A 20,987-nucleotide genomic window follows, 5' to 3' on the forward strand; every position below is an offset into this window, starting at 1 on the left:
ACGGCGCGGACGGAGACACGGAACACACCATGGGCAAGGACACCCGGCAGGACAAGGACACCCGGCAGACCGTGGCTTCCAGCACCAGCACCAGCACCAGCACCAGCACCAGCACCGGAACCAGCACCAGCACCAGCACCGGTACGCGTACGCATGGCGCCGCCGGCGGGCCGCAGCGGCTCATGGCCGAGGGGCTCACCCTCGCCTACGACCGCCGTACGGTCGCCGAGAACCTCTCCGTCACCGTCCCGGACCACTCCTTCACGGTGATCGTCGGGCCCAACGCCTGCGGTAAGTCCACCCTGCTGCGCGCCCTGTCCCGGATGCTCAAGCCCGCCGCCGGATCGGTGCTGCTGGACGGGACGGCGATCGGCTCGCTGCCCGCCAAGAAGGTCGCCCGCACCCTCGGACTGCTGCCCCAGTCCTCGATCGCCCCGGACGGGATCACCGTCGCCGACCTGGTCGCCCGCGGCCGCTATCCGCACCAGGGGCTGCTGCGCCAGTGGTCGGAGACGGACGAGCGGATCGTCCAGGAGTCGATGGACGCCACCGGCGTGGGTGAGCTGGGCGACCGCTATGTCGACGAGCTCTCCGGCGGCCAGCGCCAGCGGGTGTGGATCGCCATGGCCATCGCCCAGCAGACCCCGCTGCTGCTCCTCGACGAGCCCACCACCTATCTGGACATCCAGCACCAGATCGATGTGCTGGACCTGTGTGCCCAGCTCCACGAGGAGCAGGGCCGCACCCTCGTCGCGGTCCTCCACGACCTCAATCACGCCGCCCGCTACGCCACCCATCTGATCGCGATGCGCGACGGGGTGATCGTCGCCGAGGGGGCGCCGGGTGAGGTGGTCACCGCGGAGCTGGTGGAGCGGGTTTTCGGACTGCGCTGCCAGGTGATCGACGACCCCGAGACCGGCACCCCGCTGGTCATCCCGGCCGCTCGCCGGGCCCGTACCTCCTCCGGTACGCCGGGCGCCTCGGACGCGGCCGGATCTCCGGGCCGCCCGGACGGCAGGTCCCGTGAGCTGTCGACCGCTACAGCAGCTTCCGCAGCCGGACCAGATCGAGCAGGCCCGCCTCGAGCTTGATCCGGCCGCTGCCCCACGCTCGGGCGAAGTGCAGCTCACCGTCGACCAGCGACACCAGGTCGTCACCGCTCATCGCGAGCCGGATCTGCGCACGCTCGGGCGGCGGGCCGGACACCGTCGTCACATCCTCGATCCGGCTGTCCACCAGCCGGCCGACGAAGGTGGTGTCGAGGTCGGTGATCCAGCAGCTCACCGAGCGGTCGAGCGCGGCGGCGCCGCGGAGGTCCCCGTTCGCGCCCGCGAGATTCTCCGCCAGTTTGTCGAGTGCGCCACGGCACTGTTCCAAGGTCGCCATCGCGATGACCGTACCCCAGGTCGCGCACGTCGGAGAACGTACGGTTCGCGGTAGCGTCGGGGCATGAGTGAGCCGATGCCGGGCGTACGGCCCGGAGCAGAGTCCGGCGCCGTGCCCGCTGTGCCGGACCTCACAGCGGGCACGGTGCCGCGGCCCGCGGCAGAACCGTCCCCGGACGCCGCCCCCGCCCCGTCCGCCGAGGCTCCCGGGCTCGCGGAACCGGCTCCGCTCGGCGTCCCCCGTACCCCCACCGGCGTCGCCGAGGTCGACGCACGGCTCGAGCGGCTGGCCGATGCCGACCACCTCGGGACGGGCGAGCACCTGGAGGTGTACGAGGATGTGCACCAGGGCCTGCGCGACACGCTGACGGCACTCGACCGGCGGCCCGGACCTCCGGCCCCCGCCCCGCAAGGCCCCGTATGACCACCTCCGGAACCGACCTCAGGAGCTGAATCACCCGTGGCAGTGACCCGCCCACGACGCGTACGACTCGACGCGGAGTTGGTGCGCCGCGAGCTGGCCCGTTCCCGTGAGCACGCCAGTCAGCTGATCGCCGCGGGCCGTGTCACCGTCGGCGGGATGACCGCGACCAAGGCCGCCACCCAGGTGGAGACCAGCGCCGCCGTCGTCGTGATCAAGGACGACAGCGATCCGGAGTATGTCTCGCGCGGTGGCCACAAGCTGGCGGGGGCGTTCTACGCCTTCAGCGAGGAGTACCGGAACGGTCCCGGCGCCGGGCAGGTCACCGACGTCCGGCCGCTGCCCGGGGCTGCGCTCGCGGTCGCCGGGCGGCGGGCGCTGGACGCGGGCGCGTCCACTGGGGGCTTCACCGATGTCCTGCTGCGCGCCGGCGCCTCCGGTGTGGTCGCCGTGGACGTCGGATACGGACAGCTCGCGTGGTCCCTCCAGAGCGATGAACGCGTGACCGTTCTGGACCGTACGAACGTACGCGAGCTGACGCTCGAACAGATCGGAGGGGAGCCCGTGGACCTGGTCGTCGGCGATCTCTCCTTCATTCCACTGGGGCTGGTGCTGCCCGCCCTGGTGCGCTGTGCCGCGCCCGGCGCCGATCTGGTGCTGATGGTCAAACCGCAGTTCGAGGTCGGCAAGGAACGGCTCGGCAGCGGCGGTGTCGTCCGCAGCGCCGAGCTGCGCGCCGAGGCGGTGCGCACGGTGGCGGAACAGGCGGCGGGTCTGGGTCTTGGAGTGCTGGGTGTGACGGCCAGCCCGTTGCCCGGGCCGTCGGGCAATGTCGAGTACTTTTTGTGGATGCGCGCCGGGGCGCCGGCACTGGACCCGGCCGATGTTGACCGTGCAGTGGCGGAGGGGCCCAGTTGACCACTTCAGAAGCAGCGTCGGAATCAGCGGATCAAGCCGATCGGGCAGAGCCGACGGCCAGGCGCACCATCTTCCTGCTCGCGCACACCGGCCGCCCCGCGGCCATCCGCAGCGCGGAGCTGGTGGTGCAGGGGCTGCTGCGCAGCGGTATCGGGGTACGGGTGCTCGCCGCCGAGGCCGAGGACCTTCCGCTGCCGCCCTCGGTCGAACGGGTGGAGGCGGGCCGGGACGTCCTGGACGGCTGTGAACTGCTGGTGGTGCTCGGTGGGGACGGGACGCTGCTGCGCGGGGCGGAGTTCTCGCGGATCTCCGGGGTGCCGATGCTCGGGGTCAACCTGGGCCGGGTCGGCTTCCTCGCCGAGGCCGAGCGCGATGACCTGGACAAGGTCGTGGACCGGGTGGTGACCCGGCAGTACGAGGTCGAGGAGCGGATGACGATCGATGTGCTCGTCCGCAACGACGGCCACATCGTGCACACCGACTGGGCGCTGAACGAGGCGTCGGTGGAGAAGGCGGCCCGTGAGCGGCTGCTCGAGGTCGTCACCGAGGTCGACGGCCGTCCGGTGTCCCGCTTCGGCGGCGACGGTGTGGTCTGCGCGACCCCCACCGGTTCGACGGCGTACGCCTTCTCGGCGGGCGGGCCGGTGGTCTGGCCGGAGGTGGAGGCGCTGCTCATGGTGCCGATCAGCGCCCATGCCCTGTTCGCCAAGCCGCTGGTGACCACGCCGGACTCGGTGCTCGCGGTGGAGGTACAGCCGCAGACGCCGCACGGGGTGCTGTGGTGCGACGGGCGCCGCACGGTGGAACTGCCCGCCGGGGCGCGGGTGGAGGTGCGGCGGGGTGCCGTACCGGTGCGGCTGGCGCGGCTGCACCACGCGTCGTTCACCGACCGTCTGGTGGCCAAGTTCGCCCTCCCGGTGGCGGGCTGGCGCGGCGCCCCCCACTGAGCGCTCCGCGGGAAGTGCGGCGCCCCCCACTAGGACAGGACCTAAGCGATCCGCGGGAAGTGAGTGCCGCGAGGTGCCGTCATGCGGCTGCGGCTGCGGCTGTGTCGTGGCCGGTCGCGCCCACGCGGCGGAGCCGCATATCGATACAGCCCCGCGCCCCTTCGGGGCGCACCCGCCGGGCTCCGTCCGCCCGGTCATCTGTGCGGGCGGAACCCGGAAGGTGAGCCCCGTCGTCGCGTCCGACCCGCCAAACCTCGTATGGTCGTGCACGTGCTGGAGGAGATGCGGATACGTGCGCTGGGCGTCATCGACGACGCGGTCGTCGAGCTGTCACCCGGCTTCACCGCGGTGACCGGTGAGACCGGCGCGGGCAAGACCATGGTGGTCACCAGTCTGGGGCTGCTGCTGGGCGGCCGCGCGGACGCCGCCCTGGTGCGGATCGGCGCCAAGGCGGCGGTCGTCGAGGGGCGGATCACGGTCGACGCGCGCTCGGCGGCGGCGGTGCGGGCCGAGGAGGCGGGCGCCGAACTGGATGACGGCGCGCTGCTGATCAGCCGTACGCTCTCCGCCGAAGGCCGCTCCCGCGCCCATGTGGGCGGCCGGTCGGTCCCGGTGGGGCTGCTGGCCGAGCTGGCCGACGACCTGGTGGCCGTTCACGGCCAGACCGATCAGCAGGGCCTGATGCGGCCCGCCCGGCAGCGCGAGGCACTGGACCGGTACGCGGGCGAGGCGGTCGCCGGACCGCTGGAGAAGTACGCGGGCGCCTACCGCAGACTGCGTGCCGTCACCGCCGAGCTGGACGAGCTGACCACCCGCGCCCGTGAGCGCGCGCAGGAAGCCGATCTGCTCCGCTTCGGTCTCGAGGAGGTGGCCGACGCCGAGCCCCGCCCGGGGGAGGACTCCGAACTGGCCGCCGAGGCCGAGCGGCTCGGCCATGCCGAGGCCCTGGCCTCTGCCGCCGCCGTCGCCCATGCCGCCCTGGCCGGGAACCCGGAGGACCCCGAGGGGGTGGACGCCGCCACCCTGGTCGGGGGCGCCCACCGCGCCCTGGAAGCCGTACGCTCCCACGACCCGGCGCTGGCCGGGCTGGCCGACCGGATCGGCGAGGTCGGCATCCTGCTGTCCGACGTCGCCCAGGAGCTGGCGGGCTACGCCGACAACCTCGACGCCGATCCGCTGCGGCTGGCCGCCGTCGAGGAGCGCCGCGCGGCGCTGGGCCAGCTGACCCGGAAGTACGGCGAGAGCATCGCGGACGTGCTGGCCTGGGCGGAGCAGGGCGCGGCCCGGCTGGCCGAACTGGACGGCGACGACGACCGCATCGGCGAGCTGACCGCCGAGCGCGACGCGCTGCGCACCGAACTCGGCGAGCTGGCGCAGACGCTCACCGACGCCCGGACCGAGGCCGCCGCCCGCTTCGCCGAGGCGGTCACCGCCGAACTGGCCGAACTGGCCATGCCGCACGCCCGCGTGACCTTCGCGATCCGCCAGACCGACGCCGCGGATGAGACGGCGGGCATCGAGGTGGGCGGCCGGGCCGTGCTCTACGGTCCGCACGGCGCCGACGAGGTCGAGCTGCTGCTCGCCCCCCACCCCGGCGCCCCGCCCCGTCCGATCGCCAAGGGTGCCTCGGGCGGTGAGCTGTCCCGGGTGATGCTCGCGGTCGAGGTGGTGTTCGCCGGTTCCGATCCGGTGCCGACGTATCTCTTCGACGAGGTGGACGCGGGCGTCGGTGGCAAGGCCGCGGTCGAGGTAGGCCGTCGGCTGGCGCGGCTGGCCCGTTCCGCACAGGTCGTGGTGGTCACACATCTGCCCCAGGTCGCGGCCTTCGCCGACCGGCACCTGGTGGTGGAGAAGACCAACGACGGGTCGGTGACCCGCAGTGGGGTCAAGGCCATGGCGGGCGAGGACCGCGTACGGGAGCTGTCGCGGATGCTGGCGGGCCAGGAGGATTCGGAACTGGCGCGGGCGCACGCCGAAGAGCTGCTGGAGACCGCGCGCGCGGGACGCTGAGCGCTTCGCGGGCTTCGGGGCGCGACCGGACCCCACCGGGCTTCCCGGGGTCACCCGTACGGGTGGTGCTGCGGACGTACGGCCGAGTCAGGGCCGGGCGCCCCGCGCAGGCATTGCCGCGGGGGCACCGCGAGTGCTGGCATTGTTGGGCCCAGCGCACTCGTACCGCCCCGCATCGCCGCGCCCCGTCCTCGACCCTATACCGCCTCATACCGCCTCAGGAGCTCCGCCCGAGTGAGCAGTACCGTGAGCACCACCCCGGTCCCGCCGCACGGGCAGCCGTCGTTGCACGCCGTCCAGGTGCTGGGGAAGGGCGGTTCGGGCAGCGGGGTGCATGTGCGGTCGCTGTCGGCCGGGCTGGTGGCGCGCGGGCTGCGGGTGACCGTATGCGGGCCCTGGAGCGCCGAAGTCGGGTACGGCTTCACCGAGGCGGGCGCGCGGTTCGCCGCCCTCGACGCGCTGACCGACGCCGGAAGCGTCGCCTCATTGCGTTCGGCCTCGCTCGGCGCCGGGCTGGTGCACGCCCATGGGCTGCGCTCCGGACTGCTGGCCGCGATGGCCCTGCGCGGCCGGCGCGTTCCGCTGATCGTCACCTGGCACACCGCGGTGGACACCGACGGGGTGCGGGCACCGGTGGTCCGGCTGATGGAGCGCAAGGTGGCGCGCACCGCCTCGATCGTGCTGGGCGCCTCCTCGGATCTGGTGGACCGGGCCCGCGCCCGGGGTGCCCGGGACGCGCGGCTGGCACCGGTCGCGGTCCCGGCGCCGCGTGCCGCGGGCGGCCCGGACGGGGCGGGCGAGGGTGACGCGCAGAAGGCGCGGGCCGAACTGGGCGCCGTGGAGCGGCCGTTGCTGATCACCGTGGGCCGTCTGGAGACGACGGGCTTCGGCCCGCTGCTGGACGCGGCCCGACGGTGGCGTGCGCTGGACCCGCAGCCGGTGCTGGTGGTCGCGGGGGAGGGGCCGGACCGTGCGCCGCTCCAGCGCAGGATCGAGGCGGAAGGGCTGCCGGTGCGGCTGCTCGGCCGTCGTGACGATGTGCCGGAGCTGCTCGCGGCGGCCGATGTCGCGGTGCTCTCCAGCCGCTGGGAAGCGCGTTCGCTGCTCGCCCAGGAGGCCCTCCACGCGGGGGTGCCGCTGGTCGCCACGGCCGTGGGCGGAGTGCCCGAACTGGTCGGGGACGCGGCCGAACTGGTGCCGTACGGCGATCCGGAGGCGCTGGCCGGCGCCGTCATCGGGCTGCTCGCCGACCCGGCGCGGAGGGTGGCGCTGGCCGCTGCCGGGCGGGCGCGGACGGCCGGTTGGCCCACCGAGGACGACACGGTCGGCCATGTCCTCAGCATCTACGACGAGTTGGTTCAGACCTTTTGGTGTCACGGGGGTTGACGCCCCCCGGCGGCGATGGGCAGGGTGCTGCGCAGTGACGGTCGGAGAGCGCTCTCAACCGCGCTGCAGGTCACCGCTGTACGTCACCCCCCACGCATGTCCCGGCAACCCCCACTACGCCGAGGAGCACTACACCGTGATCAGTCGCCGAAAGCTGCTGGGTTCCCTCGCCGCGACCGCGGCCGCCGCCGGTTCCGGACTCGCCCTCACCGGCGGCCGGGCCGTCGGCGCCCAGCGGGCCGACACCCTGCCGCTCACCGTCGTCAACCGCACCGGTCAGTTCGCCAATACGTCGATATGGCTCTACATCGTCGGCAACGAGGGCGGACGCCAGGTGCGGGTGACCCCCGACGGCCAACTCGCCCCCATCGCCCTGTCCGACAACGGCTCCGACGGCTGGACCGACTACGCCATCCCGCTGGCCGGGAGCGGAGACACCAAGCTGACCCTGCCGCGGATGTCGGGCCGGATCTATGTCGCGCTGGGCTCCCGGCTGAAGTTCAAGGCGGTCGCCGACGGCGCGGGCAAACCCGCGTTGCAGTACCCGGCCGGATGGGTCTCCGGGGACCCCAACTACCAAGTCCTGCACGACTGCGCGGAGTTCACCTTCACCGCCGACGGCATGTTCTGCAACACCACCATGGTGGACATGTTCAGCGTGCCGCTGGCGATCCACCTCACCGGTGCCAAGGACCAGACCACCGGCACCCTCAAGGACGGCGCCCGGGACAAGGTGTTCTCCGATCTTGCCGCGACCGACGACTTCGGCCGACTGGTGCTCGGCGACCGGCTGCGGGTGATCGCCCCGGGCCACGGTCTGGGCGCCGGACTGTTCCCCGAGGACTACTTCGCGTCCTACATCGACCAGGTCTGGGACACCTACGGATCGAAGGACCTCAAGGTCACCACCAACGCGGGCACCTTCACCGGCCGGGTCAGCGGCGGACAGCTCTCCTTCACCGGCCCCGCGTCCGTCTCGTTCGCCAAACCCTCCACCAAGGACGTGCTGTTCTGCGACGGCGCACTGGCCGCGCCCAACGACGGGACGACGGGCCCGGTCGCGGCGATCCTCGGCGCGGGCTTCAACCGCACCACCCTGCACAGCTCGGCCGATCAGCCGGTCACCGACCCGGCCGCCTTCTACACCGAGCGGATCACCCACCATTACGCCAAGGCCATGCACGCGGCGACCACCGACGGCAAGGCGTACGGCTTCGCCTTCGACGACGTCGCCGACTTCGCGTCCTACATCCAGGACACCGCGCCGACGGCGATGACCCTCACCCTGACCTCGTTCTGAGCCCGCTGGGTGTGGCGTTCTGAGCCCGCTGGGTGTGCCGTCGCTCAGCGGACATGGCGGCGGGCCTGGAGGGCCACCCCCAGGGCGAGCACCGTCCGGGGGTCCTCCAGGTCGCTGCCGAGCAGCCGCGAGATCCGGGCCAGCCGGTCGTACAGGGTCTGCCGGTTGAGATGCAGCGCGCGGGCCGTCTCCGCCTTGCGGCCCGCATGCCGCAGATACACCTCCAGCGTCGGCACCAGCGGCGGGCGGGCGGTGCGGTCATGGGCGAGCAGCGGGCCGATCACCCGGTCGACAAAGGCGGCCAGATCCCCGTGCTCACGCAGTCGCCACAGCAACAGATCGACATCCAGGCTGCGGACGTCGTACCAGTCCCGGTCCGGCAGGCCCCGGGCCGCGTTGGCCGCCTCGGCGGCGTGCCGCAGCTCCGTCCCGGCCGTCTCCCAGCCGACCGCGAGACCGGCGACCACCACCGGCGGCCGCGAACCCGCCCGGTCCGGCCAGGCCCGTTCCACCGCGGTCCGCAACCCCGCCGCGATCCGCTCGGCGACCGCACCGCGCTCCACCGCGTCCCGCAGCCCGGCCAGCAGCGGCACCCGGCCCTCCGGAAGCCGCACCCCCAGCAGCACCGGCACCCCGGCCGCCGCCAAGTCCTTCTGGAGAGCGTGGGCCAGCGCCGCCCAGCTCTCCCCGCCGGCCAGCGGACGCACCTCCTCCGCCAGCCGCGCCACCACCGGCAGCAGCGGGCCGTCCCCCGGCCGGAAGCCCAGCACCCGCGCCTGGGCGGGCGCCTCCGAGGGCTCGATCCGGCCCTCCGCGAGATCGGTGAGGAAGTCGCCCCGGCCCCGGGCCGCCAACTCCTCCTCCTGGCGGGCCCGCAGCATGACCACCGCCAGCAGATCCGCCGTCCGCTCGGCCGCGATCCGGTGCACCGGCCCCAGCGGTCCGGCCACCGGCAGCACGGTCAGCCGGGCCCGTACCGACCCCGGGCCGTGTCCGCCGCCCGGGACGTCCGCGATCACACTGCCCGCCGGGGGCTCCGGCTGCTCGGCCGCCCGGCGCGCCCGCAGCCCCTCCCACACCTGGAGCGGATCGGCGAGCCCCGGCCGGGCCGCCTCCTCGCCCGGCCCCGCCGCGTACAGCAGCTGCCCGTCGGGGGTCTCCAGGAAGACCGGGTTGGCCGCGAACCGGGCGAAGTGGCGCAGGATCTCCGGCACCCCGCCGCCGCGCAGCAGCACCTCGGTCGCCTGGCGGTGCACCACATCGGCCTGGCGCAGCAGGGCGTAGTGCTCATTGACGATCTCGGTGTGGATCTCCTCGGTGACCGCCACGAACGGCACTTCGCGATGGAGCTGCACCAGCGGCAGCCCACAGGAGCGCGCGGTGTCCACCACCGGCCCCGGCAGTGCGCGGAACCGCGGCCCCAGCTCCACCACCAGCGCGGCGATCCCCCGCTCGGCCAGTCTGCGGACGAACGCGCGCTGCTCGGCCGGGCGCGGTCCGACGCCGAGACCGGTGGTCAGCAGCAGTTCCCCGCCACGCAGCAGCGCCGCGATATTGGGCGCCTCGCCCGCGTGCACCCAGCGCACAGGCCGGTCCAGCAAATCCTCCCCGGACACCACCTCCGGGAGCCCGCGGCGCAGCGCCGGAAGGTCGAGCGCCCGCGCCACGGTGATCGTCCCCTGGGGACCCTGCGGTTCCATGGTCAGGACGTTACCCGGCGCGGGCGGCACGGGCCGGTGGGCGTCGGTCAGCCGCCGTACGCGCCGGAGGCGGTCAGCCGCAGCGCGGTGTCGATCAGCGGCACATGGCTGAACGCCTGCGGGAAGTTGCCCACCTGCCGCTGGAGGCGCGGGTCCCACTCCTCCGCCAGCAGCCCCAGGTCGTTCCGGAGCGCGAGCAGCTTCTCGAAGAGCTTGCGGGCCTCGTCCACCCGGCCGATCATCGCCAGGTCGTCGGCGAGCCAGAACGAGCAGGCCAGGAAGGCCCCTTCATCGCCCTCGAGACCGTCCACGCCCGCGTCCTCACCGGCCGTCGGGTAGCGCAGCACAAAGCCGTCGGGGGTGGACAGCTCGCGCTGGATCGCCTCGATGGTGCCGATGACCCGCTTGTCGTCCGGGGGCAGGAAGCCCATCTGCGGAATGAGCAGCAGGGAAGCGTCCAGCTCCTTGGAGCCGTAGGACTGGGTGAAGGTGTTGCGCTCGGCGTCGTAACCCTTCTCGCACACATCGCGGTGGATCTCGTCGCGCAGCTCCCGCCAGCGCTCCAACGGGCCGTCCACATCGCCCGATTCGATCAGCTTGACGGTGCGGTCCACCGCGACCCAGGCCATCACCTTGGAGTGCACGAAGTGGCGGCGCGGACCGCGCACCTCCCAGATGCCCTCGTCCGGCTCGTCCCAGTGCTCCTCGAGGTAGCGGATCAGCTTCAGCTGGAGGATGCTCGCGTAGTCGTTGCGCGCCAGGCCGGTCATATGGGCCAGGTGCAGCGCCTCGGTGACCTCGCCGTAGACATCCAGCTGGAGCTGGCCCGCCGCGCCGTTGCCGACCCGGACCGGCTGGGAGCCCTCATAGCCGGGCAGCCAGGTCAGCTCGGCCTCCGACAACTCCCGCTCGCCCGCGATCCCGTACATGATCTGGAGGTTCTCCGGGTCGCCCGCGACCGCGCGCAGCAGCCACTCGCGCCAGGCGCGGGCCTCCTCGCGGTAGCCGGTGCGCAGCAGCGAGGACAGGGTGATCGCCGCGTCCCGCAGCCAGGTGAAGCGGTAGTCCCAGTTGCGGACACCGCCGATGTCCTCGGGGAGGGAGGTGGTGGGCGCCGCCACGATGCCGCCGGTGGGGGCGTAGGTCAGCGCCTTGAGGGTGATCAGCGAGCGGACCACCGCGTCCCGGTACGGGCCGTGGTACGTGCAGTGCTCGACCCACTCGCGCCAGAACGCCTCGGTGGCCTCCAGCGCGGCCTCCGGCTCGGGCAGCGCGGGCTGCTCCTTGTGCGAGGGCTGCCAGCTGATGGTGAAGGCGATCCGGTCGCCGGGGGCGACGGTGAAGTCGGCGTAGGTGGTCAGATCCTTGCCGTAGGTGTCCACATCGGTGTCGAGCCACACCGAGTCCGGACCGGCGACCGCGACTGTGCGCGAGTCCACCTTGTGCACCCAGGGCACGACCCAGCCGTAGGAGAAGCGCATCCGCAGCGCCGAGCGCATCGGCACCCGGCCGCTGACGCCCTCCACGATCCGGATCAGCTGCGGGGCGCCGTCCCGCGGCGGCATGAAGTCGATCACGCGGACGGTGCCGCGCGGGGTGTCCCACTCCGACTCCAGGACCAGCGAGTCCCCCCGGTAGCGGCGGCGATCGGCGGCCGGCGGCTCACTGCCCGAGACGTGGGCCGGGCCCAGCCGCCAGAATCCGTGTTCCTCGGTCCCCAGCAGACCGGCGAAGACGGCATGGGAGTCGAAACGCGGAAGGCACAGCCAGTCCACCGTCCCGTCTCGGCAGACGAGGGCGGCGGTCTGCATATCCCCAATGAGTGCGTAGTCCTCGATACGCCCGGCCACGTGCTTCCCCATTCGAACGGCCGTACTGCCCCGTGAGGCGTTCTTACGGTCTCGGAAATTCTCGACGAGCTCTTGTTCCGGGGGCGTGCTGGTGGTGCCGTGCCGGGGTGGCTCGCATGCGTGCGTCCGAGCAGGATACGACGGACAACGATGATCCGTTTGTGTTCGTCCATATCGTGGCTCGCATCTCACGGCCGATCGGGTGGCCGGCTCGCCGGGCGCGGTCCCCGGCCAGGTCACGCAAGGTGTCCGCGCGATTGCGCGGACATGGCCTGAAGCGGCCGCCCCGGGGCACTGATACCCTGGTAGCCCGTGGAGCGGCGGGCGCAAAACCCCCGAACCTCAGCGACGGCACCCCCCGATTTTCGGGGCAGCTGCCGGACCGCATCCTCACACGCGACCACGGGAGCCCCCTCTTGGCCATTGCCGCTAAGCCCATGACGACCAAGCACCTCTTCGTCACCGGGGGTGTCGCTTCTTCACTCGGCAAGGGCCTGACCGCCTCCAGCCTGGGTGCCCTGCTGAAGGCGCGCGGTCTGCGCGTCACCATGCAGAAGCTCGATCCGTATCTGAACGTCGACCCGGGCACGATGAACCCGTTCCAGCACGGTGAGGTGTTCGTCACCAACGACGGCGCCGAGACCGACCTGGACATCGGCCACTACGAGCGCTTCCTCGACGTCGATCTCGACGGCTCGGCCAACGTGACCACCGGCCAGGTGTACTCGACCGTGATCGCCAAGGAGCGGCGCGGTGAGTACCTCGGTGACACCGTGCAGGTGATTCCGCACATCACCAATGAGATCAAGCATCGCATCCGACGGATGGCCACCGACGACGTCGACGTGGTCATCACCGAGGTCGGCGGCACCGTCGGCGACATCGAGTCGCTGCCGTTCCTGGAGGCCGTCCGCCAGGTCCGCCACGAGGTCGGCCGGGACAACGTCTTTGTGGTGCACATCTCCCTGCTGCCCTACATCGGCCCCTCCGGTGAGCTGAAGACCAAGCCCACCCAGCACTCGGTCGCCGCCCTGCGCAATATCGGTATCCAGCCGGACGCGATCGTGCTGCGCGCCGACCGCGACGTGCCCACCTCCATCAAGCGCAAGATCTCGCTGATGTGCGACGTGGACGACGCCGCCGTAGTCGCCGCCATCGACGCCAAGTCGATCTACGACATTCCCAAGGTGCTGCACTCCGAGGGCCTGGACGCCTATGTCGTCCGCAAGCTGGATCTGCCCTTCCGGGACGTGGACTGGACCCAGTGGGACAACCTGCTGGAGCGCGTCCACCAGCCCGACCACGAGGTCACCGTCGCGCTCGTCGGCAAGTACATCGACCTGCCCGACGCCTATCTGTCGGTCACCGAGGCGCTGCGCGCGGGCGGTTTCGCCAACAGCGCCCGCGTCAAGATCAAGTGGGTCACCTCCGACGACTGCAAGACCGCGGCCGGTGCCCGGCAGCAGCTCGAGGACGTCGACGCGGTCTGCGTTCCCGGCGGCTTCGGCGACCGCGGTGTGATCGGCAAGCTGGGCGCGATCACCTACGCCCGGGAGAACAAGATCCCGCTGCTGGGTCTGTGCCTGGGACTTCAGTGCATCGTCGTCGAGGCCGCGCGGAACCTGGCGGGGATCGAGGGCGCCAACTCCACCGAGTTCGAGCCCGCCACCACCGACCCGGTCATCTCCACCATGGCCGAGCAGCTCGACATCGTCGCGGGCGAGGGCGACATGGGCGGCACCATGCGGCTGGGCATGTACCCGGCCAAGCTGGCCGAGGGCTCGATCGTCCGCGAGGTCTACGGCGACCAGCCGTACGTCGAGGAGCGCCACCGCCACCGCTACGAGGTCAACAACTCGTACCGCGGCGAGCTGGAGAAGAAGGCCGGAATCGTGTTCTCCGGCACCTCCCCGGACAACAAGCTGGTCGAGTACGTGGAGTACCCGCGCGAGGTGCACCCCTACCTCGTCGGCACCCAGGCCCACCCCGAGCTGCGCTCCCGCCCCACCCGCCCGCACCCCCTCTTCGCGGGTCTGGTGAAGGCCGCCGTCGAGCGGCAGACCGCTGCTCAGGAGCAGGGCGCGGGCGCCTGACCGATACGGTGGAACCCCGGGTGCGGGCCGTGTCGGCGGCCCGCACCCCGGCCATCGCACCGAGAGGACGCTGAGCACACCCATGGGCATCCAGGACACCCCCGAGGAGTGGCAGATCACTGCCACCGCCACGCCGTTCACCGGCAACAAGACGAGCGTGCGCACCGACGAGGTCGTGATGCCCGACGGCAGCCGGGCCAAGCGCGACTACCAGGTCCACCCCGGCTCGGTCGCCGTCCTCGCCCTCGACGAGGACGGGCGGGTCATCCTGGTGCGGCAGTACCGCCACCCGGTGCGCCAGCGGCTGTGGGAGATCCCGGCCGGGCTCCTCGACATCCCCGGTGAGAACCCGCTGCACGCCGCTCAGCGCGAGCTGTACGAGGAGGCGCACGTCAAGGCCGAGAACTGGCGTGTGCTCACCGATGTCTACACCTCGCCCGGCGGTACCGACGAGGCGGTGCGGATCTTCCTCGCCCGGGAGATCTCCACGGCCGAGGGCGAGCGCTTCGAGGTCTCCGAGGAGGAGGCCGACATGGAGCTGGCCCGCGTTCCGCTGGACGACCTGGTCCGTGGTGTCCTCGCGGGCGAACTGCACAACACCTGCCTGACGGTCGGCGTCCTGGCCGCGCGGGCCGCGCTGGACGGGGACGGCCTGGACGCGCTGCGCCCGGCGGACGCCCCCTGGCCGGCCCGCCCCTTCGAAGCCTGACCACGGCCTGACCGAGGCGGCTGTCCCACCCGTCCCGCCCGCTCCGACGATCAGTGGATCCGGTGGAGTGATTTTCAGCCTGGTCTGCCGGTCGGGAGTGCCGGGTTCCTGACGCGGAGTGAACTACCCTCATAAGCGCCGAAGGGGTACGCGCAAGCGAAGCGCGCGACACCACGCGCTCTCGCGCGCCCCGGAGGTTACGAGGGGTCGAGCACGGTCGACCGTCGACAGCGGCGCAGGCGCCCCGGGGCGAACCGAGCCGCACCAACCCGACCGCGACCGCGGCGGGCTCGTGATTGCGCAGGTGGACGGGAGTGGGCCCGTGGCGGAGCAGGCGGTCGACACCGAAGGGGAGCCACCGGCCTCCCGCCAATCCTCCGTGCCGCCACCAGCGCCGTCCCCGCGCGGGGCGGGCATGGACGCGGAGGTTCCGCCCCGCTCCCCGGGGTCCGGTCCCGGCGCGGGTCCGGCCCGCTCCGCGGCTTCGGACACCGGCACCGGCCCGGGGGTGGCGCGTTCCGGCCCCGGCTCCCGTACGAGCGCCGACGCCGCGGATCCGGCCCGCCGCCCGGCCCCGGGCACCGGCCACGCCACGGGCCGCGCGGACCCGGCCCGTTCCCCGGCCCCGGCCGGCGGCGCGGACACCGGCGCGGACGCCGGCGCGGGGTCCGCGGCCACGGCGGACGCGGCCCCGGTTTCCGGCCGCCGCGCCCCCGTTGGGCCGCCCGGCCCGCGAGGCGGAGCGGGCGACGGCGGGGTGTGGGGTGGAGCCACCCGGGCCGTGTTGTTCGCCGCCGCGGCCACCGTGGGCAAGGGGTTCGCGGGACGGCGGCGGGAGTTGCTGTCGTTGCGGGCCGACATCGACCGCCCCGGTCTCGACACCCTCGCGGGCCGCAAGGCCGCCCGCAGCCGGGTGCTGCTGATCGCCGGACGCCCCGGTTGGGGCCGTACCGCGCTGGCCGAGGAGCTGGCCCGGCGGCTCGCCGACGACTATCCCGACGGTGTGCTGACCGCGCGGCTGACGACCTCCGGCGGGCAGCCGGTGCCCACCCTCCGCACCGCACGCGATCTGCTCGGCCGGCTCGGGGTGACCGCCCCGCCCGGGGCGGACGAGGACGATCTCAGCGAGGCGCTGCGCGAGAAGCTGACCGGCAAACGCCTTCTGCTGCTGCTCGACGATGTGGCCGGTGCCGAGCAGGTGGACGCGCTGCTGCCGGACGAGCCCGGCTGTCTGGTCGTCGCCGTCTCGCGCGGTCCGCTGACCGGGGTGCCGGACGTCCGGCCCTGTACGGTCGGCGGGCTCGATGTGAGCGCGGCCGTCGGAGTGCTGGCGCAGTACGCCGGACCCACCCGGATCACCTGCGACCCGGTGGCCGCGCAGACGCTGGTGGGGGAGTGCGCGGGGCAGCCCGCCGCGCTCGTTCTGGCCGGTGGCTGGCTGGCCGTACAGCCCGAGGCGTCCGTGGCCGATCTGGTGGCGCGGCTGCGGGAGCTGCCGCCCTCCTCGGCGGACGCCGATCCCGGCGTACGGCCGCTGGCCCGCACCTTCCGGCTGGTCTACGACTTGCTGCCGCCCGCCGTCGCCCGGATGCTGCGGCTGCTGGTGCTCGCGCCCGCCGCGTCGCCCGATGCCCATGTCGCGTCCGCGCTGGCCGGGTGCTCGGTCCAGGACGGCGAGGCGGCGCTCGAGGGGTTCGCCGGGTGCGGGCTGCTGCGCCCGGTCGAGCACGGCCGGTACCAGGTGCCGGGCTGTCTGGAGCCGCTGCTGCGGGAGCTGCTGGAGTCCGTGGAGCGCCCGGCGGAGGTGGAGCTGGCCCGCGCCCGGATGCTGGAGCGCACCGTGCGGCAACTGCACGCATGCCGGCTGGCCGCCGAACCGGTGGGCTCTCCGGCCCGCAGAGAGCTGGCGGAGATGCCACGGCCGCTGCGGTTTTCGTCGTCGTCGGCCGCGGCCGACTGGCTGGAGGCACGGCTGCCGGTGCTGCTGGAGGCGGCCCGGCTGGCCGTCGAGGCCGGGGAACTGGACACGCTGGCCCGGCGGCTGGTGGCCGGGCTCACCCATGCGCTCAGCGCCCACCGGGGCGCGGAGGGCGCCGCGCCGGAGCTGTACGGGCTGCACCAGCTGGTGCTGGATGTGGCCGAACGCCGCGAGCTGCCGGTGGAGCGGGCGGCGGCCCTGCTCAACCTGGGCGACCTCGACGCCCGTGCGGACCGCGTCGACCAGGCGCTGACCCGCTACAAGGGCGCGCTGGAGGCCGCCCGCGAGGCGGGTGACGCGTATACGACGGGGCGGGCCCTGGAGTCCATCGGCGGTATCCACCAGGAGCTGGGGGACTGGCACCGCGCCGCCGACTGGTACGGACGTGCCCTGGAGCTCAGGCTCAGCCGTCGGGATGTGGCGGGCGGCGCCCGGGTGTACGCACGGCTGGGCACCGTCCACGGTTACGCGGGCCGCTGGGCCGAGGCACTGCGCGACTGGCGCGCCGCGGCGGCGGCCTGCCGCCGGGCGGACGACCTGGCCGGATGCGCACGGGCGCTGAGCGGTACCGCCCGTGCCCAGGAGCAGATCGGCCGGACGCGGGAGGCGCTGCGCGGCTGGGGCGAGGCGGTGACGGTCGCCCGGGGCTGCGGGGACGCCCGGCTGCACGGTGAGCTGGCACTGCGTGCCGCCGAGGCCGTCGACCGGCTGGGCGGTGACCCCGTGGTGGCCCGTGTGCTGCGGCGGGAGGCGGGGCGTGCGGAGGCGCCCGAGAAGGGGCTCTCACCTGAGGAGTCGCCCTCCACGACACCCCCTGAGGCACCCAGGGCCATGGAAGAAGACGAGATCGACCTACGAAATCAGTAGTGGTCTCGCGAAAGATTGATGCATTGCAAGGCTAGACAGCGCGACGTCCTTCATTAAACTGGCTGTACCGCGAATGATGCGGTCGTCACCGGCATGCGGACACCGTGTCCGGTTTACATGTCCATGGCTGGTTCTGTTCTGGCTGTGACGTTATATTCCGTTCCCCCCCATTCAAGGACCGTGATCGACGTGAAGGTCGGTATCCCCCGCGAGGTCAAGAACAACGAGTTCCGTGTGGCCATCACCCCTGCCGGTGTGCACGAGCTGGTCCGCAACGGCCACGAGGTCTTCGTGGAGCAGAGCGCCGGCCTGGGCTCCTCCATCACGGACGCGGAATACACCGCGGCCGGTGCGCGCATCCTCGACACCGCCGACGAGGTCTGGGCCACGGCCGACCTGCTGCTGAAGGTCAAGGAGCCCATCGCGGAGGAGTACCACCGCCTGCGCAAGGACCAGACCCTCTTCACTTACCTCCACCTCGCGGCCTCCCGCGCCTGCACCGACGCGCTGCTGGAGTCCGGTACCACCGCCATCGCCTACGAGACGGTCGAGACCGCGAACCGCGCGCTGCCGCTGCTCGCGCCGATGTCCGAGGTCGCGGGCCGGATCGCGCCGCAGGTCGGCGCGTACCACCTGATGCGTTCGGCCGGTGGCCGCGGTGTGCTGCCGGGTGGTGTGCCGGGTGTGGCCGCGGGCCGCGCGGTGGTCATCGGTGGCGGTGTCTCCGGCTGGAACGCCGCGCAGATCGCCATCGGCATGGGCTTCCACGTCACCCTGCTCGACCGTGACGTCAACAAGCTCCGCGAGGCCGACAAGATCTTCGGCACCAAGGTGCAGACCATCACCTCCAACGCCTTCGAGCTGGAGAAGGCCGTCCTGGAGGCGGACCTCGTCATCGGCGCGGTGCTCATCCCGGGCGCCAAGGCCCCGAAGCTGGTCACCAACGAGCTGGTCTCCCGCATGAAGCCGGGAAGTGTCCTTGTCGACATCGCGATCGACCAGGGCGGCTGCTTCGAGGACTCCCGTCCCACCACCCACGCCGAGCCGACCTTCGAGGTCCACAACTCGGTCTTCTACTGCGTGGCCAACATGCCGGGTGCGGTGCCGAACACCTCCACCTACGCGCTCACCAACGCCACGCTGCCGTACATCGTGGAGCTGGCCAACCGCGGCTGGCGCGAGGCGCTGGGCCGGGACGCCGCCCTGGCCAAGGGCCTCAACACCCACGAGGGCCAGGTCGTTTACGGTCCGGTCGCCGAGGCGCACGGGCTGCCCCACGTCGAACTGAGCACCCTGATCGGCTGACAAGCCCGCTGACGGTCAACTCCGACCGTCAACACCAAGTCAATACCGGGCATCCGGCCGGGTCTTGCCGAAGGGCGGGACCCGGCCGCAGGTGTGTCCGACGGCGCGCTGCGCGCGAGCGGGGTGAGCCTGGTCAACTCGCCCTAAATGCAACTCTTCAGACGCTTTGTGCGGTGGTGAAATCGCTCCATCGCCGTTCATACGCCCTTGACATCGGGGTGTTCGATTGCCGACACATCATGCCGTGTCCGGTGGATTGTGTTGCTGTGGACCGCCGACACGCCATAGAGTCGCCAACCGTCGGCATGGTGTCACGCTGACCTATCTAGAAATTTCCTGGTCACCAAGGAGGTAGGACGACTTGTGAATGAGTCGACATTTTCTCCCGGGGGTGGTCAACCAGGATCGGCTGCGCGGGGCCAGGGTCCCTCGGGGCTCGAGGCTGTCGGCTCCGTCGCTGTCCGCACCTTCGCAACCCGCCAGAGCATGACGACAGCCCACCAGAGCCAGAGCATGGACGGCCATCACGTGAACGCCATGGCCGGCGACCAGGGGGGCACGGATCCCGCCCGCTTCGCCGACTACGACGACCTCCCCGAGGGGCACTTCTACGACCCGGACGCGGAGTACGAGCCCGACCCCGAGTACGCGGCCACGCTCGCGCCCGACGCGGCCCGTCAGCGCCGCGAGCGCATCGGCCCCACCGGGCGGCCGCTGCCGTACTTCCCGATTCCCGGTCCGCTGACCGAGCACGGCCCCGCGAAGATCATCGCGATGTGCAACCAGAAGGGCGGCGTCGGCAAGACCACTTCCACCATCAACCTGGGCGCGGCGCTCGCCGAATACGGCCGCCGGGTCCTGCTGGTCGACTTCGACCCGCAGGGCGCCCTCTCGGTCGGCCTCGGGGTCAACCCGATGGAGCTCGACCTCACGGTCTACAACCTGCTCATGGAGCGGGGGATGTCGGCCGACGAGGTGCTGCTCAAGACGGCCGTGCCCAATATGGACCTGCTGCCCAGCAATATCGACTTGTCGGCTGCCGAAGTGCAGTTGGTCAGCGAGGTCGCCCGCGAGTCCACCCTCCAGCGCGCGCTCAAGCCGCTGATGGCGGACTACGACTACATCGTCATCGACTGCCAGCCCTCGCTCGGTCTGCTCACCGTCAACGCGCTCACCGCGGCGCACAAGGTGATCGTGCCGCTGGAGTGCGAGTTCTTCGCGCTGCGCGGGGTGGCCCTGCTCACCGAGACGATCGAGAAGGTCCAGGAGCGGCTCAACCCCGACCTGGAGCTGGACGGCATCCTCGCCACCATGTACGACTCGCGCACCGTGCACAGCCGCGAGGTCCTCGCCCGCGTGGTCGAGGCGTTCGACGATCACGTCTACCACACGGTCATCGGCCGTACGGTCCGCTTCCCGGAGACCACCGTCGCGGGTGAGCCCATCACCACGTACGCGTCCAACTCCGTCGGCGCCGCCGCCTATCGCCAGCTCGCCAGGGAGGTGCTCGCCCGGTGTCACGCCGAGTGAGTCTGCCGGGAGCCGACGAACTGTTCCGCACCACGGGAGGGATGGGGCTCCAGTCCTCCTCTCCCGCGTCCGGCCGCCGCCAGGCGAACGGCGAGGCCGCCCGCGTCCCGGCGCCCGCCGCCGAGCCCGACACGGCCGCCGAACCGCACGAGGACGGTACGGCCGAGGGCGGCCGCCGTGCGGAGGGCGAGCAGTCCGGCGCCGCCGAGCACACGGGCCGTGAGACGGCCGCCGCCACGCAGGACGCCGCCGAGCGGCGCCCCGCGGCGGCGGGCCACCCCAAGGCGCGCCAGGCGGCCGGAGCGGCGGGCGCGGCCGAACCGGCTCGCCGCCGCACCCGCGCGGCGAACCGGCGGCCCAGCGGGCGTGAGCGGCACGACGAGAAGATCACGGTTTATGTCTCCGCCGAGGAGCTGATGGACCTCGAGCACGCGCGTCTGGTGCTCCGCGGCGAGCACGGACTCGCGGTCGACCGCGGCCGGATCGTCCGCGAGGCGGTCGCGGTCGTCCTCGCCGACCTCGAGTCGCGCGGCGACGCGAGCATCCTGGTGCGCCGCCTACGCGGCCGGTGACCGGGCCGGGCGATAG

The 20,987-nt window shown here is 72.5% G+C and carries 16 protein-coding genes; 13 read left to right on the forward strand and 3 right to left on the reverse strand.

Translation table 11 applies throughout. The features are described from left to right. Positions 1–182 precede the first annotated feature (182 nt). Positions 183–1,091, forward strand: coding sequence for an ABC transporter ATP-binding protein (locus AC4BEG_RS27405; RefSeq protein WP_490707215.1), 909 nt, complete (start codon positions 183–185; stop codon positions 1,089–1,091). On the opposite strand, the gene AC4BEG_RS27410 is transcribed toward AC4BEG_RS27405, so the two are convergent. After that, positions 1,039–1,386, reverse strand: coding sequence for a sterol-binding protein (locus AC4BEG_RS27410; protein ID WP_490702400.1), 348 nt, complete (start codon positions 1,384–1,386; stop codon positions 1,039–1,041). The two genes, AC4BEG_RS27405 and AC4BEG_RS27410, sit on opposite strands and share 53 nt — an antisense overlap. A gap of 63 nt (positions 1,387–1,449) precedes the next feature. Here AC4BEG_RS27410 and AC4BEG_RS27415 point away from each other — a divergent pair, with 63 nt between their 5' ends. From AC4BEG_RS27415 to AC4BEG_RS27440, 6 genes are all read left to right on the forward strand, one after another. Next, positions 1,450–1,809, forward strand: coding sequence for a hypothetical protein (locus AC4BEG_RS27415; protein WP_490702401.1), 360 nt, complete (start codon positions 1,450–1,452; stop codon positions 1,807–1,809). A 42-nt stretch (positions 1,810–1,851) separates the two neighbouring features. Further along, positions 1,852–2,724, forward strand: coding sequence for a TlyA family RNA methyltransferase (locus AC4BEG_RS27420; RefSeq protein WP_490707216.1), 873 nt, complete (start codon positions 1,852–1,854; stop codon positions 2,722–2,724). A 68-nt stretch (positions 2,725–2,792) separates the two neighbouring features. Continuing rightward, complete coding sequence (locus AC4BEG_RS27425; protein WP_201877451.1) at positions 2,793–3,671, forward strand: NAD kinase; 879 nt, start codon at positions 2,793–2,795, stop codon at positions 3,669–3,671. 258 nt (positions 3,672–3,929) lie between these two features. Beyond that, positions 3,930–5,681: a DNA repair protein RecN gene (gene recN, locus AC4BEG_RS27430; protein WP_490702402.1), complete on the forward strand. Its 1,752-nt coding sequence runs from the start codon at positions 3,930–3,932 to the stop codon at positions 5,679–5,681. Positions 5,682–5,927: 246 nt separating this feature from the next. Next, positions 5,928–7,067, forward strand: a complete 1,140-nt coding sequence (locus tag AC4BEG_RS27435; RefSeq protein ID WP_490707217.1) for a glycosyltransferase family 4 protein — start codon at positions 5,928–5,930, stop codon at positions 7,065–7,067. Between the two features lie 136 nt (positions 7,068–7,203). After that, on the forward strand, positions 7,204–8,367 hold the full coding sequence (locus AC4BEG_RS27440) for a glycoside hydrolase family 64 protein (RefSeq protein ID WP_490702403.1): 1,164 nt from the start codon (positions 7,204–7,206) through the stop codon (positions 8,365–8,367). Between the two features lie 44 nt (positions 8,368–8,411). On the opposite strand, the gene AC4BEG_RS27445 is transcribed toward AC4BEG_RS27440, so the two are convergent. Both AC4BEG_RS27445 and AC4BEG_RS27450 read right to left on the reverse strand, forming a co-directional pair. Then, positions 8,412–10,067 (reverse strand): PucR family transcriptional regulator, encoded by a 1,656-nt coding sequence (locus AC4BEG_RS27445; RefSeq protein WP_490702404.1) that lies wholly within the window; start codon positions 10,065–10,067, stop codon positions 8,412–8,414. 47 nt (positions 10,068–10,114) lie between these two features. After that, entirely contained in the window at positions 10,115–11,917 is a 1,803-nt protein-coding gene (locus tag AC4BEG_RS27450) for a glycoside hydrolase family 15 protein (RefSeq protein ID WP_490707218.1), read from the reverse strand. A 437-nt stretch (positions 11,918–12,354) separates the two neighbouring features. On the opposite strand from AC4BEG_RS27450, the gene pyrG reads away from it, so the two are divergent. The 6 genes from pyrG to AC4BEG_RS27480 all read left to right on the forward strand — a co-directional run bounded on the left by pyrG (position 12,355) and on the right by AC4BEG_RS27480 (position 20,971). Continuing rightward, positions 12,355–14,010: a CTP synthase gene (gene pyrG / locus AC4BEG_RS27455; protein WP_490702405.1), complete on the forward strand. Its 1,656-nt coding sequence runs from the start codon at positions 12,355–12,357 to the stop codon at positions 14,008–14,010. Positions 14,011–14,092: 82 nt separating this feature from the next. Next, a complete protein-coding gene (locus tag AC4BEG_RS27460) occupies positions 14,093–14,719 on the forward strand; it encodes an NUDIX domain-containing protein (RefSeq protein ID WP_490702406.1) in 627 nt (208 codons plus the stop codon). Between the two features lie 322 nt (positions 14,720–15,041). Next, positions 15,042–17,564, forward strand: coding sequence for a tetratricopeptide repeat protein (locus AC4BEG_RS27465; protein ID WP_490702407.1), 2,523 nt, complete (start codon positions 15,042–15,044; stop codon positions 17,562–17,564). Between the two features lie 189 nt (positions 17,565–17,753). Further along, a complete protein-coding gene (gene ald, locus AC4BEG_RS27470) occupies positions 17,754–18,869 on the forward strand; it encodes an alanine dehydrogenase (RefSeq protein WP_490707219.1) in 1,116 nt (371 codons plus the stop codon). Between the two features lie 513 nt (positions 18,870–19,382). Further along, positions 19,383–20,399 (forward strand): ParA family protein, encoded by a 1,017-nt coding sequence (locus AC4BEG_RS27475; RefSeq protein WP_490707220.1) that lies wholly within the window; start codon positions 19,383–19,385, stop codon positions 20,397–20,399. Further along, positions 20,384–20,971, forward strand: a complete 588-nt coding sequence (locus AC4BEG_RS27480; protein ID WP_201877400.1) for a hypothetical protein — start codon at positions 20,384–20,386, stop codon at positions 20,969–20,971. The genes AC4BEG_RS27475 and AC4BEG_RS27480 overlap by 16 nt, the downstream gene beginning before the upstream one ends. Positions 20,972–20,987 lie beyond the last annotated feature (16 nt).

The sequence above is a fragment of the Streptomyces sp. JLBJ103 genome, from assembly GCF_058215575.1.